Genomic DNA, 16,532 nt, shown 5'->3' on the forward strand with positions numbered 1-16,532 from the left:
GGAGAATGATGCGCATGAACGGAAAAGCCGACATCGGCTTGATTGGTCTGGCCGTGATGGGCCAAAATCTGGTTTTGAATATGAACGACCACGGCTTTACGGTTGCCGTTTACAACCGCACGACTTCCAGGGTCGACGAGTTCATCAATGGTGCTGCCCGGGGCACCAATGTGATCGGCACGCACTCGATCGCCGAGTTGACCGCCCTTTTGAAAAAACCCCGCCGGGTGATGCTGATGGTGAAGGCCGGACAGGCGGTGGATGATTTTATCGAGCTGTTGCTGCCGCATCTCGAAGCGGACGACATTATCATTGACGGCGGCAATTCCAATTATCAAGACACCATTCGCCGCACGCAATATGTCGAGAGCAGGGGCCTGCTGTACATCGGCACCGGCGTTTCCGGCGGGGAGGAGGGCGCGCGCCACGGACCTTCGATCATGCCGGGCGGCAGCCCCCAAGCCTGGGAATTCGTGAAGCCCATTTTTCAAGCCATTGCCGCGAAAGTGAATGGCGAGCCGTGCTGCGACTGGGTGGGCGAGAACGGCGCCGGCCATTACGTCAAAATGGTGCACAACGGCATCGAATACGGCGACATGCAGCTCATCGGCGAGGCCTACGATCTGATGAAGCGCGGCCTGGGCATGAGTAATGATGAGATGCACGAGGTTTTTGCACGCTTCAACCGGGGCAGGCTCGATTCCTATCTCATCGAGATCACGCGCGACATTTTGGGTTATCGCGACGAGAGCGGCGCGGCGGTGCTCGATCTCATTCTCGACGCGGCCGGACAAAAAGGCACCGGGAAGTGGACCGTCGTTTCCTCGTTGGACCTGGGCACTCCGATCACGCTGGTCAGCGAAGCGGTGTACGCGCGCGCGTTGTCCGCGATGAAGGAGGAACGGGTGCAGGCGGCAAGGCTGCTCAAAGGGCCACAGACGAAATTCGACGGCAACAGGAACGAGTTCATTGCTGATCTCGAACAGGCGATGTACGCGGCCAAAATCATCTCGTATGCGCAGGGCTACATGCTGTTGCGGGCCGCCGCCCAAGAATACAACTGGAATCTCAATTACGGCGGCATCGCCCTGATGTGGCGCGGCGGCTGCATCATCCGCTCGGTTTTTCTCGGCGACATTCGCAACGCCTTTCAGCGCGATCCCCATCTCACCAATTTGTTGCTGGATCCCTTCTTCCGCGAACAGGTGATGGCGGCGCAGGCGGCGTGGCGCCGCGTGGTGATGCAGGCCACCGCGCTGGGCATTCCGATTCCGGCCATGGCCTCGGCGTTGAGCTTTTTCGACGGCTACCGCCAGGAACGCCTGCCAGCGAATTTGCTGCAGGCGCAGCGCGATTATTTCGGCGCGCACACCTACGAGCGCATTGACAAACCGCGCGGTCAGTTCTTTCACACCAATTGGACCGGCCGCGGTGGTGACGTGACCGCAGGCAAGTACAACAACTGAGACCAGCATGCTCATCGGCAAAGGCTCGCCACACGAACTGCTCCGGGCGGCGCAGGTTTTGGAATTATGCGCGCAGGCATTTGAAAGCCGCAGTCTCACCGGCAAGCGCATTCTCGCGATCATTCCCGACAACACGCGCAGCGCGCCCATCGACCTGATGTTCCGCACCGTTTATCAGTTGCTCGCCGATCGCGTCGCGCGTTTGGATTTTCTCATCGCGCTCGGCACCCATCCGCCGTTGTCCGAGGCCGGCATCAGCCAGCGGCTCGGCCTGGGCAACGGGGAATTGCGCACCCGATATGCCAAAGCGCGCATCTTCAACCACGCCTGGAATGATGCGCAGCAACTTGCCCGCCTCGGCACGATTGCCGCGGACACAGTAGCGGAGATTTCCAACGGCATGATGCACGAGCCGGTCACGATCACCATCAACAAAATGATTTTCGATTATGATCTGCTGATGATCATCGGGCCGACTTTTCCGCACGAGGTGGTGGGTTTTTCCGGCGGCAACAAATATCTCTTTCCCGGCATCGCGGGCAGGGAAATCATCGACATGTTTCACTGGCTGGGCGCGCTCATCACCAGTCCGGTGATCATTGGGACAAAGCACACGCCGGTGCGGCGGGTCGTCGATCGCGCCGCGGCATTCGTGCCGGTTGAGCGGATGTGTCTGGCCCTGGTGGTGAAAGGCAGTGATCTCGCCGGTTTGTACATCGGCACACCGGAGGAAGCGTGGAGCGCGGCGGCCGATCTGTCGCGGGAGATTCACATCATTTACAAAGAGCGGCCTTTTGCAAAAGTTCTCTCCTGCGCGCCGGCGATGTACAACGACTTGTGGGTGGGCGGCAAATGCACTTACAAACTGGAACCCGTGGTCACCGACGGCGGCGAGCTGATCATTTATGCGCCGCACATCAGGGAGATTTCCGTGTCACACGGCGATGAGATCCGGCGTATCGGCTATCACGTGCGCGATTATTTTTTGAAGCAGATGGACAAGTTTCGCGACGTGCCCGGTGGCATACTGGCGCACGCCACGCATGTGAAGGGAGTGGGAACGTTCGAGAACGGCATCGAAAAACCGCGCATAAACGTCGTGCTCGCCACGCAGATTCCCGCGGAGGTGTGCCGCAGCATCAATCTCGGCTATCGCGATCCGGCTGCGATCAAAATCGAAGAATGGCAGGATCGCGAAGACGAAGGCATTCTCTTCGTTCCCAAAGCCGGTGAGATTCTTTATCGTTTGCGGGATGATCCTTTCAAGCAGCATGCATAACAACTTGTCCAACTGTCCGAACGTGTTACTCTGGTGGCATCTGAAGTGCACCCCTAAAGTCGGACACTCTTGCTAAGAGCCTATCCGAAAACCGCGAGGGTACGGCGAACGGCAATGATCGCACACGTCAGAGGGAGAAAGGCTTCATAATTGGCCGTCTTCTTTTCCCAACGAATGAGCAGCCGGCGATTTCCATTCATCCAACTGTGTGTGCGTTCCACCACCCAGGGCCGCGCGCGATAACCCGGAATGTTCTTTTCCTGTGCGTGCTCTTCACCGCGGCGCCGCAGGTGTGCGGTGTAACCGTATGCTGCCACGATTTTCGCCACTTCCGGATAATCACAGCCTACAGGTTTTGTTGCTTGCGTGTGGTCGGTTGGGGGCGTGCCATCACGAGATTGTCCAACACTGCTTTGGTTTCTTTGAAATCATTACGATTGGCTCCGCTCACCACCAGTGCCAGCGGAATGCCCCGGCCATCGGTCAGAAGATGCCGTTTGGTACCTCGCCTGGCGCGATCGGTGGGATTGGGGCCAGTGTTTTCGCCCCCCAGAGGGGCTTTCGTGATGGTACCATCCATAACTTGCCACTCCCACATCAGAGGGAGGACATGGTCATAAGTATGCACGCCCAGACGCCAAAGATCCAAAAACAGGCCCAACCGCACTCATTTTGGGAAACGATCATGAACGGTGCTGGGCGCACCGAACGAGCGCGGCAAGGCCTTCCACTGGATACCGGTCACCAAGATATAAAGATATAGTGGATGGCAAGGAAGGCTTGTTTGTCCGGCATCGGTGGTCTGCCACCTTTTGGTTTGTCTGGCCAAGGTGGCAGCAACATTTCAACGAGCTGCCAGAGTTCTTCGCTGGGTAAGAACCCGGGATTCACGTCGAATTCATTAGCATGAGTGGTATTCATGCCAATGAAAGCTGGGAAAATAAATATAAAAATCTGGCATGTATTTTTGCCGCACTTTTAGTTGTTGATATTACGAACTTTCTGGTTTTCGGATAGACTCTAAAGCTCGATTGGTAATTATCGATGATCATTATTCTGATGGGCGTCACTGGTTGCGGCAAGACCACGATCGGCCGGCAACTGGCGCAGGAGCTGAACTGGCCGTTTTACGATGCTGACGATTTTCATCCGGCCGCCAATGTGGAAAAAATGCGCGCCGGCATTCCTCTGACGGATGAAGATCGTGAACCCTGGCTGCTGACGCTGCAAAATTTGATTCGCGAAAAGTTGAACGCCGGTCAGTCCGGCGTCCTGGCATGTTCGGCGCTGAAACAAAAATACCGCGACTGCTTGCGGGTCGATCCGGTGCAGGTGCGCTTCGTTTTTTTGCGGGGCGATTTCGACACCATCGCCCGGCGGCTGGCCGCACGCACGAATCATTACATGAATCCCAATCTGCTCGCCAGCCAGTTTGAAGCGTTGGAAGAGCCGGCCGACGCGCGCGCCGTCGATATTGCACAACCTCCCGCGGCCATCGTGGCGCGGATCCTGTCGGAGTTGCAGTTGCGGCAGCCGAATACCTGAGCCGCTCAAGATCAGGCCGGCACCAGCGCGATTGCCGCCCGCCCTGCCGCATCTCGCGGCAGCGACTGGCCGCCATCTGCGAATTTCCCGCCGTCGTTTTTGCCTCCTGGCAAAGCCGCCCGAGAAACTGCCGCTTTGCAGATCGACCTTGACATTTCCTCCGCTTCTGTTTATCCTTTGCCCATTTTTCAGACGTTCAGAAGAGATACAAGTCTGACCTCTCACAGACAAGGAGCGCGACCATGAGAAGACTCGTGTTGGGCGTCGGGGTGGGTTTGTTGTTGAGTTGGCAGCAAGCGGCACTGCCACAAGACTTCATGCTGCAGGGCTGGTATTGGAATTATCCCGGCACGGCCGATGGCTACGTGTGGGCGGACACGCTCAGCGCCAAAGCACAGGCGCTGGCGAACGCGGGATTTACTTACGTTTGGCTGCCGCCGCTCTCTCGCGCCAGTTTTGGCCAGACCAGCAACGGCTATGATCCGAAAGATTTATTCGATCTCGGTGAATTTGGCGGCGGCCCGACACGCTTCGGCACGCGCACTGACGTCAACGATCTCCTCGCCACTTTCAACACCTATGGCATCAAGGCTGTCGCGGACATGATTTACAACCACCGTGACGGCGGCAAGGCGGAAAACAATCCTTCTGTCGAAGGCTGGATTGAAAACTACACTGCCGCGAAAGTGAATGCCGGCGATCAACCCTATCCTTCGGATCGCTATCGCTGCATTTTGCCCATCGGCGGCGCCACCGGCCGCGGCACGGGCACATATTATTTCAAATTCAAATCCGCCTCCGAGCATTCCAATTTTTACAACAAGCCCTACAAGATTTACATGCAAACCAATGTCGTCGGCTATCAGGGCCAGCCGCCGCAAAATGAATCCGAGCCGAACGGCGGCGGCGGCTGCGGTGAGCCGAACAATGTGATCGCGTTGGGCATCGACATGCAGGCCAACATCGACGCGCTCGGCTGCAAAATCGACGAGTTCGCGCTCACGCTCGGCAGCAGCGATTTCAACGCCGCCGGCGACACGATTTGGATCTACACCAGCAACTCCAGCGGCTACACCGATCATTACGTGTATGAAGTTTGGTACAACGGCAGCAATCATCAAAGCGCGATCAAGTATCAAACCTACACCGATTTCACCAGCATGCCCAGCGGCCGCGGCGACATGAATCACACCAATTTCAAACCCAACGGCAATCCCACCTGTCTCTGCGGCGATTGGGATTACATGTACTTTTTCTACGATTATGATCAAACCGTGCCGAGCACGCGCGATACGTTGTTTGCGTGGACGCGCTGGATGTGGAGCAACGTCGGCATTCGCGGTTTGCGCATGGATGCGGTCAAGCATTTCACGCCGCAATTCGTCGGCGACCTGCTCGATAATTTGCACGCGAATGGCATGGATCCCGGCATGGTGGTGGGTGAATGGTTCGATTCGAACTCCTACATCCTCAAAGACTGGGTGGATGATGTGAAGAGTTACATGGATGCCGGCACGCAGGCTGCGATCAAGCCGCGGGTGTTCGATTTCGCGCTGCGCGATGCCCTGGAGAAGGCCTGTGATCTTTATGGCTATGATGCGCGCCATGTGTTCACCTCCAGCATTGTCGATGCCCAGGGCGTGAGCGGCGATTATGCGGTGACCTTCGTCAACAATCACGACTTTCGCGATCCCGGCCAGCCGGTGGACAACGATCCGATTCTCGCCTACGCCTACACGCTCACCAACAACCAGCTCGGCGTGGCCAGTGTGTTCTATCCGGATTACTACAGCAGTCTCAAAGGCAAAATCGACCAGCTCATCGAGATTCACAGGAATTACATCTATGGCGCGAGCAGCCGCGATTATCTCAGCCGCATCGGCACACCCTACAGCGCCACCTACACCGGCGGCTATCCCAACACGACGCTGCTTTATCAATTGCGCGGCGCGGTTTCCGGACGCGATGTGATCGTCGCCATCAACTTTGCCGGCGAGCAGCTCAAAGTCACGCATGGCGTCAACACTACGAGCTTGCCGGTTGGCGCGACGCTGGTCGATGTTGTAGGCAATTCCACCACCGCTGTGTTGACCGTTAATGTCAGCAGTCAGGTGTATCTCGAACTGCCGGCGCGCAGCTATGCGGTGTGGGTGGAGGATGGCGGCAGTTGGGCGCAAGCCGGGGTCAGTGGTTTGGGTTCAACTTACACGTTCAACGAAGTTGACATGCTCGACAAAGACACGGGTTGGGCGGTGGCGACGAGCGGCAAGATTGCAAAAACCACCAACGGCGGTCTCAACTGGAGTGCAGTGACGAGCGGCACGTCGAACGCTTTGTACGGCGTCAAGGCAGTCGATGCCAATACGGTGGTGGTGGTCGGCGCGAGCAACACCATTCGCCGCACGACAAATGGCGGCAGTTCGTGGGTTTCGGTGGCGCCGAGCATGTCACCAACGCCGATTTGGCGCAAAGTCGATGGCATCGGCAACACGCTCTATGCCGTCGGTTACGTCACTTCCGGCTCGCGACGCGTGCGCGTGGTGCGCTCCACCGATGGCGGTGCGACCTGGACGCGCATTGACGGCGGCACGATGGGCAGCACCAGTACGTCATCATCGACGGCGTTTTACGGCATCGATGTTGTGACGGCGGATATCGTCTACATTTGCGGCACGTATGCCACCGGCGGCAACAGCATCTACTTCACCAGCAACGGCACCAGCGCCTCGCCGACCTGGAGCGGTACTGCGACCGCCTCGCCTTTTTACAGCATCACAATGATCAACAGCACCTGGGGCTATGCGGTCGGCAGCTCCTCGAAATATTATCAAACCACCAATGGCACAACCTTCTCATCGGTCGCGAGCAGCGGCCTGCCGAGCGGCATGTCGGTTTGGGACGTGTCGTGGAATGCAAACACGCAGCGGCTTTATCTCGCCGGCTTCACCGGCTCGAGCGGCTCGTATGTGCCACGCATCTACCGCACCGGTGTGATGACCAGCTCGGCGGCTTCGGACGTGGTCACCGCGATGACGGTCAATCTGCCGAGCAACAGCCGTCTCTACTCTTTGGATGCCGAAACTTCCTCCGCTGCTTCCGGCGGCGACAAAACGCAAATTGCCTATTACGGCGCACTCGGCGTGGTGAAGCAGGCAGCGCCGGCTGATGCAGAGGTCGCGACGGCACCCGTGACGGCTTATGAATTGCTGGCCAACTATCCGAACCCATTCAATCCGACGACGACGATCACTTACCAAATTCCACAACCCGGTCGTGTCACGCTGCAGATTTTCAACATGCTCGGGCAGGTGGTGCGGACGCTGGTTGATGCGGAAGTCGCTGCCGGCGCGCACACGGTGGTTTGGGATGGCCGCGACAGCGAGGGCGGGCAGGTTGCGAGTGGGGTGTATCTTTATCGCCTCCAGGCGGATAAAGTGGTGCTGACCAGGAAGATGTTGCTCGCCAAGTAGCACACACCGCTTGTTGTGGATAAATAATGCCACCACCGGGCGCGCTCTGGCGGGTGCCACCCGCCAGGGCCATCCGCCGGGGCACATGCCAGCCTTGTGCCCGATTTTGCCGCGGCCGTGCCGGAACAGGCTGCCGACGGGCAGGCCCATCCTGTTGAGCGGTGGCCGGCCGCAGCCTCCGGCGTGCCGGCACCGGCAGGTGGCTGGTGTGATAGCTGCAAACCTGCGGTCCAATGCTTGTGGCGCGGATCGATGTGATCTTTCAGCCACTACATGCGAGGTTTGATTCTGACGCGGATTCTGTCATCGCTGCCGTTGTGCCTCTTGTCCGCCGCGCCGCTTTTCGCACAAATGGGCGACATGGGCTTCGGCGTGTATTCCCCGCACGCGAGCAACCGTGCCTGACTGAGGCACAGCGCCGGGAGATTCAGGCGGAGATCGCGCGCAGCCGCGCCCGGCTCAACTTGCCGAAGCGTTCACAACAAATGGTGAAGCGGGCGTGGCCGTTGCAGGCGGCGCCGACATTGATCGATTACGGCTATCACGGCGTCTCGAATTTCGTCGATCTCGATTCCGCCTTTCCCAATCAGTTGCGGGATTACAACTGCGGCACGCGCAGCTACGATCTGGCGAGCGGGTCCAACCATCAGGGGATCGATTATTTCCTGTGGCCGTTCATGTGGAAGAAGATGGATGAGAATGCGGTGGCAATCGTGGCCGCCGCCGAGGACGTGATCGTCCTCAAGCAAGACGGGCAGTTCGACCGCAATTGCAGCTTCGGCGGCGGGGCATGGAAGGCGGTGTATGTCGAGCGCGGTGACGGTTCAATTGCCTGGTACGGGAACATGAAGAGCAACTCGCTCACGCCCAGGAGCGTGGGCGAGCGGGTGGGGGCGGGCGAATATGTGGGTCTGGTCGGCAGCTCGGGCAATTCCACCGGCCCGCATCTGCACTTCGAGTTGCATGACGCCAGCGGTCAACTGATTGATCCCTGCGCCGGACCTTGCAACCCGACCACCACGACTTCCTGGTGGCTGGAATAGCGGCTCTACTATGACACACACGGCCATCAATGCGCTGATGACGCACTCGGCCCCGCCGGATTTCAGAGGCTGCCCCAATCCGGAGGTGACCAACGCCAGCAGCAGTTTTCTGCCCGGGCAAACGATTTACTTTGTCATCTACTATCGTGATCGGGTCAATAGCGCGACCAGTCATTTTCGGGTGACACGGCCGGATGGCTCGACCCTCCTGCAGTGGCAGCACATTTCTCCCGCGCCATTTCATGCCGCCTCGTATTGATACTGGTCTTACACTCTGCCGGCATCGGCCCCGGCCGGCGTCTGGCAATTTATCGCAGAATATGCCGGGGTGGAGCACAGGCATCGCTTCACAGTCGGAGATGCGGCACCACTCCTGAGCGCAGTGCGCGATCATGTCATTTTTGAAGAAAAGGCATATCAACTTCAGGTGCATGCCCTGGGAAATCCCGTCCCCGTGTTTTCACTGCGTGCGGCACCGCCCGGCATGGCAATCAACGCCGAGACCGGTGTCATCACCTGGCTGCCGGATGATCCCGACAATGGCAGCCATCTCGTGCGTGTGCACGCCGGCAATGCGCTCGGCAGTGACTCACTGGCGTTCAACGTGTCCGTGGTTCTGATCAATGATGCAGCGGGTGCCTTCGCGCTGTTGACGCCGGCGGATCGTGACACGCTGACGTCGCTGCACGCGCCGATCCACTTTCCGTGGCAGGTCGCGCACGATGTCGATGACGATACGCTCATTTATTCACTGATCATCAGTGGCGCCGGTGGCGTCGACACCACATTCACCACGATCAACACGACGTTCCTCGATTTCGACGGCAGCAAGTTTTTCAAGCCCGGCCGTTCCTATGCCTGGCAGGTGACCGTGAGCGATGGCAGGGTCGCGACACGGAACCTGCGGCCATTGCGCTTCACTGTCTCGCCAGCAGTGGCGGGTGCGGAAAATCCCGGCGCGCTGCCGGCCGCATTTCGCCTTTATCCCAATCATCCCAATCCTTTCAAGCCCGCCACCCGGATTACCTACGATTTGCCCGAGCGCGTGGCAGTGGTGTTGACCATTTACGATGTGCTGGGTCAGCCCGTTAAAGAGCTGGTTCGCGGCATGCAAGCACCGGGCAGGCATGTGGTGCAATGGCAGGGCAGGGACGATCATGGCGAAGCACTGCCCTCGGGCATCTCTGTGTACCGCTTGCAAGCCGGGGCGCACAGCCGCGTGGGAAGGCTGCTGTTGTTGCGGTGATCGCGCGCGGCGGCGAGGCCGACCCGCCGGAGCGTGCCCACGTCAGGCGGCGTGTCGTCAGCAGGGCCGCGACAGTTGGCAGTTGATCGGGCTTGCTTGAAGGCCCGCCCAGCCACCGCGGGCAATCGCTCCAGGCCACGAAGACAGGGAGGCGCAATGCAGGCAGCCATCGCTCAGTCGTCTGTCCGTCCCGCCGAAGTAGACCGCATCGTCGCGATCCGCAATCGCGTGATCCGCAATCTGGAAATCACCGAATGCTATGCGGACCTGTCGCAGGCGATGCGCGACCGCACCGGCGACGCGGCCAACTGGTGCACGTTCGCAACCTGGGCTTCGCGCCAGGCCGGCAGCACGATACGCGGCGAAGACCTGTTCGCACACTTCCACAGGAAGCTCGGCGAGCCGGCGCGCTGGCTGGCGCCCTTGCAAGCCTGTTATCGCATGCTGTTGCGCAAGGGTCTGTTCGAGCCCGACACCAGACTGGGCAGGGCCGTTGCCGCGATTCACAAGCCCTTTGACGCTTTCGAGCGGGCGAGCGCGGCCGTTGCCACGGGCAATTTAAAGGTCTTTGCCGAGATCGGCCGGGAGTTCGCACGCTTCCTCACGACTGTGCCCGCCGATGCCCACCCCGATTCCCCGGCGTTGCTCGCGTTCGTCAATGCGCTTCGCGCCGGCCCGCCGCCGGACGGGCAGGATTATTTGAAACAGGCCTTCACGCACTATCAACAGCAGCGCCAGGAGACGGACAAGGCGGCGCAGGCTGCCTGGATTTTACTCGCCAATTTAAAAATCGGTTTGCATGAGCAAATCCGCCTGCAGCCGCAAATCGTCGCCGCCGTGGAGGCGCCGCTGGTCACGGCGGCGGAGCTGGGCGTTCGACTGCTGCGTGCGTTTTTTCCACGCGCGCACCAGTGGCGAGGCTGTACGCACCGGCCGCTCGTCCTGCTGGTTGGCTGGCTGGCGAAGCGGGTGCATGACGCCGCGGCCGCTCTCACCCGCGAAGCCGTCACCAAAGCGATGATGGTTTTGGCGCTGCCTCATGTCGTGCTGTCGTTGGGAGACAATTTGGAGGCGCCGGTGCCGCCCGTCTTCATCGACAACCCCCATACACCGCTTGCGGAATTCGTGCGGCAATATGATCCCTGCACACCGGGCAGCAGCAATTGTGCTGCGGGCGATTGGTGCGACCTGCAGCAGCGCATGCATTACATTTTGCATTTGTTCCGTGCCTCTGCGCAGGAGCGTGTATTGTTTGCGCGGCCGTTTACGGCGGAGCAGGTGGCCAAATTCCGCGCGGGCATCGTGCCGGAGGGAGAACTTTGAGCCGCCGGCAGAGTGCGAGCGCCCGGCCGGCGTGCGGGGAAATGCTGTCCCTGTCCGCGGCGGCGTGTGATCTCCCGCCGGTGCGCCCGCGAGTGGAACGGGGTGTTTGCGCCGCACCATGCCGCCCTGCCGCCAAAAAGTGCTTGCGAAATTCGATTAAACGGCTATTTTACGATTCAACGTTCGTTTAATCATTGGAGCGGCGCATGTTTTCCGAAGACCGCCACGCGGTTTGCGAGATCGAATATGTCGATCAGGCGCGGGTGCAAAAAGCCGCCGCCAAAATTGCCGGTCATCACCGCATCACCCGGCTCGCGGAGATTTTCAAGGTCTTGAGCGATCCCATGCGTCTCAAGATCATTCTGGCGCTGCAACGCACCGAGTTGTGCGTCTGCGATCTTGCCAGCCTGCTGGGCGTCACCCGGCCGGCGGTTTCCCATCATCTGCGTTTTCTGCGCGCGGTGCGTTTGGTGAAATATCGCCGCGCCGGCAAGATGGCATATTACTCCCTGGATGACGAGCACATCGAGCGCCTGATCAAAGTTGCCGCCGCGCATGTGGCGGAAAGCCGGCGGGTTCAGGCCCGGGGCCGGCAGCCGCGTGTCAAAGCTGCAAAGGTGTGAAGCGATGGACAAAGCGACCGACACACTCACGCACGAAGAGATCACGGTGGCCGGCGTGCATTGCGCCGGCTGTGCCCGCACGATCGAATCCGCGGTCACGCAGATGCCGGGGGTCGATTCCGTTGCCGTCAATTTTGCGAACGGCAGGGTCAAAGTCAGTTTCGACAAAAGCCGGCAAAACCTGGCGCGCATCAAAGAGCGCATTGAAAGCGCCGGTTTTCAGGTCAAACATGAACACCGCCGCGTCCAACACGAAGCGCGTGCCCCCTTCTGGCAAACACCCGAGGTTGCGGCGGTGGCCCTTTCCGGTGTGCTGCTGGGGATCGGTTTGCTGGTCGATTTTTTCGCCCGCGCAGCCTTCCTGGATATTTTCGGTCTCACATTTCATGTTGCCACGCCGGTTTTGCTGCTGGCCCTGCTTGCCGGCGCCTGGCATTTTGCGCCCAAGGGGCTGCGGGCGGTGCGCCTGCTGGCGCTGGACATCAACTTTCTCATGACGCTGGCCATCGCCGGCGCCATTTTGATCGGGGAGTACGTCGAAGCTGCCAGCCTGGCCTTTTTGTATTCGCTGGCGGAGCTCCTGGAGGGTTACGCGGTGGAACGTGCGCGCCGCTCGCTCAGATACCTCACGCAAATTGCCCCGGCGCAGGCGGCGGTCATGCGCGAGGGCCGCGAGCAGACGGTTGACGTGCATGAAGTCAGGGTGGGGGAGACCATCATTGCGCGGCCGGGCGAGCGCATTGCGCTCGATGGTGTGGTGGTGGCCGGGGCCTCCAGTGTCAACCAGTCGCCGATCACCGGCGAATCCATGCCGCTCGACAAGCGGCCGGGCGATGAAGTCTATGCCGGCAGCCTCAACGAGCAGGGGTATCTCGAAATTCGCATCACCCGGCCGGCGCAGGACACCACGCTGTCGCGCATCATCGAAATGGTCGAGGAAGCGGAGAACCAAAAGGCGCCGAGTGCCAAGTTCATCGACCGGTTCGCCCGCGTTTACACGCCCGCAGTGGTGCTGCTGGCTGTGGGGATTGCCATCGTGCCGCCGCTGTTTTTCCACGGCGATTTCAAGCTGTGGTTTGAAAAGGCGCTGACCCTGCTGGTGATTTCCTGTCCCTGTGCGCTGGTGATCTCCACCCCGGTGGCGGTGATTTCGGCGATCACCGGCGCGGCACGCAACGGCGTGTTGATCAAGGGTGGCATCCACCTGGAGAACATGGCACAGGTGCGGGTCATGGCTTTCGACAAAACCGGCACGCTCACCAGCGGCCGGCTGGTGGTGACCGACGTGCTGCCCCGCAACGGCCTCTCCCGGGCGGAGCTGTTGCAGCTTGCCGCTTCACTCGAGCAGCGCAGCGAGCATCCCATCGCACAGGCCATTCTGCAGGCTGCCGCCGGCCTGCCGCGTCATTTGGTGTCAGAATTCAAAAACACGGCGGGCCGGGGTTTGCAGGGCCGCATCAATGGCGCGCAATATCGCATCGGCGCGGCCGAAATGTTCGCCGGTGAGCCGGACGCGCTGACGCTGGCGCAATTGCAGGAGCTGCACGCCCAGGGCAAATCCACCATGCTGATTGGCAGCGATTATGAAATAGCCGGCATCATCGCGGTGGCGGACCGGCTGCGGGAAAATGCCGGCGCCGTGGTGGCGGAGATTCACCGGCTCGGCCTCGAGACGATCATGCTGTCGGGCGACAATGCCCTCACCGCGCGCGCGATTGCGCGGGCGGCCGGTCTGGCAGAGTCGCGTGCCGAGTTGCTGCCCGAAGCCAAGGTTGATGAGATCAGGAAACTGCAGGCGCAATTCGGCAAAGTGGCCATGGTGGGCGATGGCATCAACGATGCGCCGGCACTGGCGACGGCGGAAGTCGGCATTGCCATGGGCGCCGCCGGCAGCGATGCCGCGCTCGAAACCGCGGACATCGCGCTGATGGGCGATGACCTGGGCAGGCTGCCTTATCTCATCACACTGAGCCGGCGGGCGCGCCGAATCATCAAACAAAACGTGTGGACTTCGCTGGTGCTCAAGCTGGCGCTTGGACTGGCAGTGTTTCCGGGGTGGACGACGCTGGTCATTGCGGTGCTGTGTGGCGACATGGGCGCGACACTGGCGGTGATCGGCAACGCCATGCGCCTGGCGGGATTCAAGCCGGCTGATTTTCACTGAAACTTGCGCCGGCCGGCGGCAATTCTTCTTGCCGGCCGCGCGGCTTTTGCACATGGGCGGCGGAGCGGTACTGCCTCAGTTGCGTGTGAAGACGTAGCGCAGACATCTGTCTGCCGGCAGGGAGGCCTGCACTGCTCCACACGTTACTGCCGGAATTGGGCATCTTCTTTTTACCACCTGAATTTTACACCCAGATTGATTCCCTCCGCGAGAAATGTCGCTTTGATCGCGACAGCCAACCACCCAAGGGGTGGTGCATGAAAAATTTTGCAGGCCAGCCTGCGGTCAACTCCGGCAGGAGTGCACTGTTTTTAGTGAAGCGGCATATCGCATTGCCCAAAACTCCGTCAGGAGTGACCTGCCTGGCCCTCCTCAAAAAACCGCGCCGGATCATGAGAAATTCTTCAGGCCACTCCCAAAGGAGTTTTTAAAGACACGAAAGATTCCCGTGTCTACAAACAAACAGTTCACTCCTGACCGAGTTTTGTAAACACGTCATTTCTCCCGGTCAACAGCAAGCCAGCATGCAAAATTCAAGCACTGCGGGATTACCTCAGCGCATCGTCGCGCATCGGCTCACGGCACGCTGCTCCTGCTGCCGCTGTTCGCCCGCCAGAAGCGGTTGCGGTCGATGGCATCGATTCCGCCATCGAGATTGAAATCCCCGCCCTTGTCATAACTCCAGCTCGTGCCATTCTGCGGCCGCCAGATGCTGTTGCGGTCGGCGTCGTCCACTCTGCCGTCGCCGTTGCCATCACCCGCCAGCATGGCAAAGACATTCGCTTCGACCTGTTTCATGGGGTTGGTGCCGTAGGCCTGGGTTTGCGCCGTGGTGAAATCATACAGCGCGGGCAAATCACGGCGGGTGGTGATCGCGCCGGCGGTCATGATGGCGAGATGATTGCGGTGCTGCACCACCAGTGAGTAAGTGCCGGTTTTCGCCGGAAGGAAGATTTTGTTGGTGCGGCCATCCTCCGCCACGATGCGGCCGTCTTTGTGCAAAAATGCGCTCCGGGAGGTCGCGACGGTGCCATCGGCGGTATTGCGTAATTGCACCAGCACCCAGTCCACCACCTCCCTGCCGATACTGTCAACTGTTACCGGATTCTGCGAATAAGGCGAAGTCAACGGCAACGAGCCCCGCAAAGCAGTGGTCATGGCGTGCGCGCTCGGATCATACGGACCCTCAAGCAAGACCTTCACCGCCACCGCCGTCTCCGGCACCGGCAGCATGCCGCCATCCGTGCCGAGCACCTGCAGCGCCTCCGCATGCACTTCCACGCCCGTCTCGGTTTCCGGCGCATAACCGGGATTGGTGAGAATCTGGCCATTCGGTTGCTGGTTGCTCTCGATGAAACTCAGGCCGCTGGCAATATTCGCGGCATACGTCACCGGGTCCCAGGCTTTCAATGCCATCACCGCCCAGGTGGTGGTGCTGACATCGCCCACATGTTTCGCCGCGCGCGAACCGGTATCATAAGGCCAGTCACCGCCACTGCGTTGGTAGCTCACCAATGTTGCGACCAAATCCGCGGTCGAGTTGCTGCCGGCCCAGCGCCCGGCGGTGGGATCGAGATCGATGCCGGTGTGCGCCGAGGCCCAAATCGCGCCCGCCAATCCCGTCAAATCACCGTCCTTGTCTGAACTGGTCGTGGCTTCCAATTTTTTGAGAATCGAGTTCATCAGGCTGTCACGAATGGCATATTGCCCCTTGTAGTGCGCGGCAATTGCCGGGGAGGCCATGAACCAGGGCCGCAGCGCCACCCAGTGATGATAATCGGCATACCCGACATAGCCGGCGGCCCACTCGCCCGCATCCTTGTCGTTGTTTTCGCCGTATGTCCCGGCGTTCAATTTGTCCCAAAAATGTGTCTGCACGAATTGCGCATACCTGGCATCGTTGGTCAGCGTGGTGAGCTCCTCCAGAAACATGACATCATGCGCGGCAAATTCCGGATCACCGTCGCTGAAGCTGCGGGGATAACTGTTGACGAGATAATTACCGGTTTTGACGGCCGCGTTGAGATAACTGGTGTCGCGCGTGACGTCATACGCCACCAGCTCCCCGCGCGCAATTGTGCCCTGAATATCGGGCTGCAGCCGGCCGTTGATTTCCCAGGGAAATCTGCCGTCGGCGGTTTGTTGCGCTTTGAGCCAGTCCGCGCCCTTGACGATGCCGGAATCCGCGCTGCTGGTTGCTGCGCTGGCTGCGGCAATGGACGATCCGCTGCTCAACTTCTGTTTGCTGAAACTCGCAGCCGTGACTGCTTGCGCAGGAGCACGGCCAAACCGCGAAGACTGTGCCGCCAGACTGGTAAACAGCAACACGGGAAGAAGCAGCATGCCGGTGTAACGATTCATGTTCGCGACTCG

Annotated in this window: 11 protein-coding genes and 1 pseudogene; 10 read left to right on the forward strand and 2 right to left on the reverse strand. The window is 59.9% G+C overall.

Translation table 11 applies throughout. The features are described 5' to 3' along the window. The first annotated feature begins 14 nt into the window (after positions 1 to 14). Together gnd and ONB52_17395 are read left to right on the forward strand one after the other, a co-directional pair. Positions 15 to 1,466, forward strand: a complete 1,452-nt coding sequence (gnd, locus tag ONB52_17390) for a decarboxylating NADP(+)-dependent phosphogluconate dehydrogenase (GenBank protein ID MDZ7417910.1) — start codon at positions 15 to 17, stop codon at positions 1,464 to 1,466. A gap of 7 nt (positions 1,467 to 1,473) precedes the next feature. Then, complete coding sequence (locus tag ONB52_17395; protein MDZ7417911.1) at positions 1,474 to 2,745, forward strand: lactate racemase domain-containing protein; 1,272 nt, start codon at positions 1,474 to 1,476, stop codon at positions 2,743 to 2,745. Positions 2,746 to 2,825: 80 nt separating this feature from the next. On the opposite strand, the pseudogene ONB52_17400 reads toward ONB52_17395, so the two are convergent. Then, positions 2,826 to 3,666, reverse strand: a pseudogene (locus ONB52_17400) (IS5 family transposase). A gap of 123 nt (positions 3,667 to 3,789) precedes the next feature. Here ONB52_17400 and ONB52_17405 point away from each other — a divergent pair. From ONB52_17405 to ONB52_17440, 8 genes are all read left to right on the forward strand, one after another. Next, positions 3,790 to 4,290, forward strand: coding sequence for a gluconokinase (locus tag ONB52_17405; protein ID MDZ7417912.1), 501 nt, complete (start codon positions 3,790 to 3,792; stop codon positions 4,288 to 4,290). A 242-nt stretch (positions 4,291 to 4,532) separates the two neighbouring features. After that, positions 4,533 to 7,760: an alpha-amylase family glycosyl hydrolase gene (locus ONB52_17410; protein MDZ7417913.1), complete on the forward strand. Its 3,228-nt coding sequence runs from the start codon at positions 4,533 to 4,535 to the stop codon at positions 7,758 to 7,760. 464 nt (positions 7,761 to 8,224) lie between these two features. Beyond that, entirely contained in the window at positions 8,225 to 8,803 is a 579-nt protein-coding gene (locus tag ONB52_17415) for a M23 family metallopeptidase (protein ID MDZ7417914.1), read from the forward strand. 10 nt (positions 8,804 to 8,813) lie between these two features. Continuing rightward, a complete protein-coding gene (locus ONB52_17420) occupies positions 8,814 to 9,062 on the forward strand; it encodes a hypothetical protein (protein ID MDZ7417915.1) in 249 nt (82 codons plus the stop codon). Between the two features lie 195 nt (positions 9,063 to 9,257). Next, positions 9,258 to 10,049, forward strand: coding sequence for a hypothetical protein (locus tag ONB52_17425; protein ID MDZ7417916.1), 792 nt, complete (start codon positions 9,258 to 9,260; stop codon positions 10,047 to 10,049). Positions 10,050 to 10,205: 156 nt separating this feature from the next. Beyond that, complete coding sequence (locus ONB52_17430; GenBank protein MDZ7417917.1) at positions 10,206 to 11,372, forward strand: hypothetical protein; 1,167 nt, start codon at positions 10,206 to 10,208, stop codon at positions 11,370 to 11,372. Between the two features lie 206 nt (positions 11,373 to 11,578). Beyond that, positions 11,579 to 11,995, forward strand: a complete 417-nt coding sequence (locus ONB52_17435) for a metalloregulator ArsR/SmtB family transcription factor (GenBank protein MDZ7417918.1) — start codon at positions 11,579 to 11,581, stop codon at positions 11,993 to 11,995. A gap of 4 nt (positions 11,996 to 11,999) precedes the next feature. Next, positions 12,000 to 14,159 carry a cation-translocating P-type ATPase gene (locus ONB52_17440; GenBank protein ID MDZ7417919.1) on the forward strand — a complete coding sequence of 720 codons (2,160 nt, stop codon included), beginning with the start codon at positions 12,000 to 12,002 and terminating at the stop codon, positions 14,157 to 14,159. Between the two features lie 576 nt (positions 14,160 to 14,735). Here the strand turns inward: ONB52_17440 and ONB52_17445 are convergent. Beyond that, entirely contained in the window at positions 14,736 to 16,520 is a 1,785-nt protein-coding gene (locus tag ONB52_17445; protein ID MDZ7417920.1) for a hypothetical protein, read from the reverse strand. Positions 16,521 to 16,532: the final 12 nt, after the last annotated feature.

This window comes from candidate division KSB1 bacterium, assembly GCA_034506255.1.
In the GTDB taxonomy this organism is placed as follows: Bacteria; Zhuqueibacterota; Zhuqueibacteria; order Zhuqueibacterales; family Zhuqueibacteraceae; genus Coneutiohabitans; species Coneutiohabitans thermophilus.

Coding starts and splice junctions, on each gene's coding strand:
- ONB52_17420 (MDZ7417915.1), top strand. CDS start 8,814: ATGACACACACGGCCATCAATGCGCTGATGACGCACTCGGCCCCGCCG.
- ONB52_17435 (MDZ7417918.1), top strand. CDS start 11,579: ATGTTTTCCGAAGACCGCCACGCGGTTTGCGAGATCGAATATGTCGAT.
- ONB52_17395 (MDZ7417911.1), top strand. CDS start 1,474: ATGCTCATCGGCAAAGGCTCGCCACACGAACTGCTCCGGGCGGCGCAG.
- ONB52_17445 (MDZ7417920.1), bottom strand. CDS start 16,520: ATGAATCGTTACACCGGCATGCTGCTTCTTCCCGTGTTGCTGTTTACC.
- ONB52_17440 (MDZ7417919.1), top strand. CDS start 12,000: ATGGACAAAGCGACCGACACACTCACGCACGAAGAGATCACGGTGGCC.
- ONB52_17430 (MDZ7417917.1), top strand. CDS start 10,206: ATGCAGGCAGCCATCGCTCAGTCGTCTGTCCGTCCCGCCGAAGTAGAC.
- gnd (MDZ7417910.1), top strand. CDS start 15: ATGAACGGAAAAGCCGACATCGGCTTGATTGGTCTGGCCGTGATGGGC.
- ONB52_17410 (MDZ7417913.1), top strand. CDS start 4,533: ATGAGAAGACTCGTGTTGGGCGTCGGGGTGGGTTTGTTGTTGAGTTGG.
- ONB52_17405 (MDZ7417912.1), top strand. CDS start 3,790: ATGATCATTATTCTGATGGGCGTCACTGGTTGCGGCAAGACCACGATC.